The 2,219-nt window shown below is 73.2% G+C and carries 3 protein-coding genes; all 3 read right to left on the bottom strand.

All coding sequences use genetic code 11. The annotated features are described in order from the left end of the window. Positions 1-115 precede the first annotated feature (115 nt). Complete coding sequence (locus ACOV8S_RS18690; protein WP_351114252.1) at positions 116-520, bottom strand: type II toxin-antitoxin system death-on-curing family toxin; 405 nt, start codon at positions 518-520, stop codon at positions 116-118. Then, positions 517-717 carry a CopG family transcriptional regulator gene (locus ACOV8S_RS18685; protein ID WP_351114253.1) on the bottom strand — a complete coding sequence of 67 codons (201 nt, stop codon included), beginning with the start codon at positions 715-717 and terminating at the stop codon, positions 517-519. Before ACOV8S_RS18685 ends, ACOV8S_RS18690 begins: the two co-directional genes overlap by 4 nt. Before the next feature lie 68 nt (positions 718-785). Further along, on the bottom strand, positions 786-2,219 hold a 1,434-nt coding region (locus ACOV8S_RS18680; protein WP_448318954.1), incomplete at its 5' end, for an MFS transporter.

Here is a 2,219-nt window from a genome sequence, read left to right as displayed (position 1 = left end):
GTCACGGTCTCCGGTTCAGGGGATCGGTTACGCGAGGACGACCGAGCAACCTTATCGGCGGCGCGGCTGCCTCCCCGCCGCTAGCACACCGCGCCTACCCCGGATGGGACCGACCTCACACCGCGCCGGGGGCCGGGTCCTCGTCCCTGAGGTGCTCCAGCGCCAGGGCGATCTCCTTGAGCTCGTCCATGTGTCCGGTCGACACCGCGACGACCAGGCGTTCGCCCGCGTCGATGTCGGGGCGCAGTTGCACCCCGTTGATGGCGAGGAAGACCATGCAGGACACCCATGCGGTGCGCTTGTTGCCGTCCACGAAGGGGTGGTTGACGGCGAGGGACTGGAGCAGCGCCGCAGCCTTCTCGAACAGGCCTGGGTATGCCTCCTGGCCGAACATGGCGGCCGAGGGACGGTGCACCGCGGATTCCAGCAGGCCCGCGTCGCGGACACGGACCTGCTGGTCGTCGACCGCCATGTCGGCGATCTCCAGGACGTTCTCGGAGCTGAGGTACACGACGCTCACTTCAGCCGCTCCAGCAGCTCGGCCCACTTGGCGGTCTGCTCCTGCGCGGCCCTGCGCACCAGTGCGTCGTGTGCCGTGCGGGCCAGGTAGTCGTCGACGGCCTTGAGCACTATGGCGTGCATGCTCGCGCCCTCCTCCTCGGCGCGCAGCTTCAGGGCCTCGGTCTGGTCGTCGCGGAGACGCAGGTTCATAGCCATACCAGAACGGTACCACTCGTGGTACCGAACTGGTACTGGACCTTTGCGTGCTGCGGCTCCTGGCCCGCCTACCCCTCCGTCCGCAGGCGGCGGGTGACCTGGATGCCGCCGAGGGCGAACACCGCGGCGAGGGCGAAGACGGCGGCGAACGCTGCCGGGTGGGAGCCGCCGGAGGCGCTGGTGGCGGCGTGCGCGGCGACGGTGCCGCCGCCGAGTGCGGCGAAGGCGGCGCCGGCCACCGCGAGGAGCAGGGCGTTGGCCAGGCCGTCGGAGATCTGCAGGGCGGCGGAGTTCACGCCCGCCTCGTGCGGCGGGGACAGCTTCAGCAGCAGGACACTGGTGGAGGCGATCACCAGGCCCATGCCGAAGCAGCCGACCGCCCACACCGCGGCCACCGTCCAGGCGGGCACGGCGTCGATCAGCACGGTGGGCACGCCGGCGATGGCGAGCACCACCAGGGTCATGCCGAGGGTCACCAGCCGCTCGCGGTGCGGCTGCAGGCGGGGCCGGGACTGCACCCAGGATCCGGTGGCCCAGGTGATGCCGCCGGCCGCCAGGGAGTACCCGGCCCAGGTCGGCGTCAGCCCGCGCTCGGTGACCAGCATCAGCGGGATGAACGACTCCGCCCCGATGAACGCCCCGGACGCCACGCCCCGCAGCAGCACCACGGAGGGCAGGCCGCGCGCCGAACGCCAGGTGCCGGGCGGCAGCAGTCCGCGCACGGCCGGCACCAGCAGGGCCACGCCCAGCGCGGCGGGCAGCAGGGAGATCCACCGCAGGTCCTGCGCGGCGAACTGGAACAGGCCCGCGCCGAGCGAGACGGCGAGCGCGAGGCGGATGCGGCGGGGGTCCGCGGTGATCCCCTCACCGGCCGGTCCGGACGCGCGGCGGCGGATCTCCGGCAGCGCCAGCGCGAGCGGCAGCAGGACGATCACCGGGATGCCGAGGAACACGTAGCGCCAGCCGAGGTGTTCGGTGACGGCGCCGGAGGCGAGCGGTCCGACCACCGAGGGGACCACCCAGCTCGCGGCGAACGCGGCCATGATGGCGGGGCGCAGCCGCTCGGGGTAGGCGCGGCGGATCACCACGTACAGCGCGACGATCACCAGGCCGCCGCCGAGGCCCTGCACGGCGCGGCCGAGCACGAAGACCCACATCGTCCTGGCCAGCCCCGACACCACCAGGCCCGCGCCGAACGCGGCGATGCCGAGGGCGACGGGGCCCAGCGGGCCGCGGCGGTCGGCCCACTGGCCGGACACCACCATGCCGAAGAGGCTGGTGGTGAAGAACGCGGAGAACGCGAAGGCGTACAGCGCCACGCCGTTCAGCTCACGCGCGGCGACCGGCATCGCGGTGCCGACGGCGGTCGCCTCGAAGGCGATCAGCAGGACGACGGAGACGATGCCGATGCTGAGGGCGCGGTGGGAGCGGCCGAGCACGGACTCCTCGGGCCGGGTGTCGAGCGGGTCCGGGGCGGCGGCACCTTCGGCGGGGTCTTCGGC

The sequence above is a fragment of the Streptomyces sp. CO7 genome, assembly GCF_053474865.1.
Note: the sequence above shows the minus strand (reverse complement) of the source record. Positions and strands in the feature narration are given on the sequence as shown.

Bases quoted from the DNA above. Each gene is read 5' to 3' on its own strand.
- ACOV8S_RS18685 (WP_351114253.1), bottom strand. From the start codon at position 717: ATGGCTATGAACCTGCGTCTCCGCGACGACCAGACCGAGGCCCTGAAG.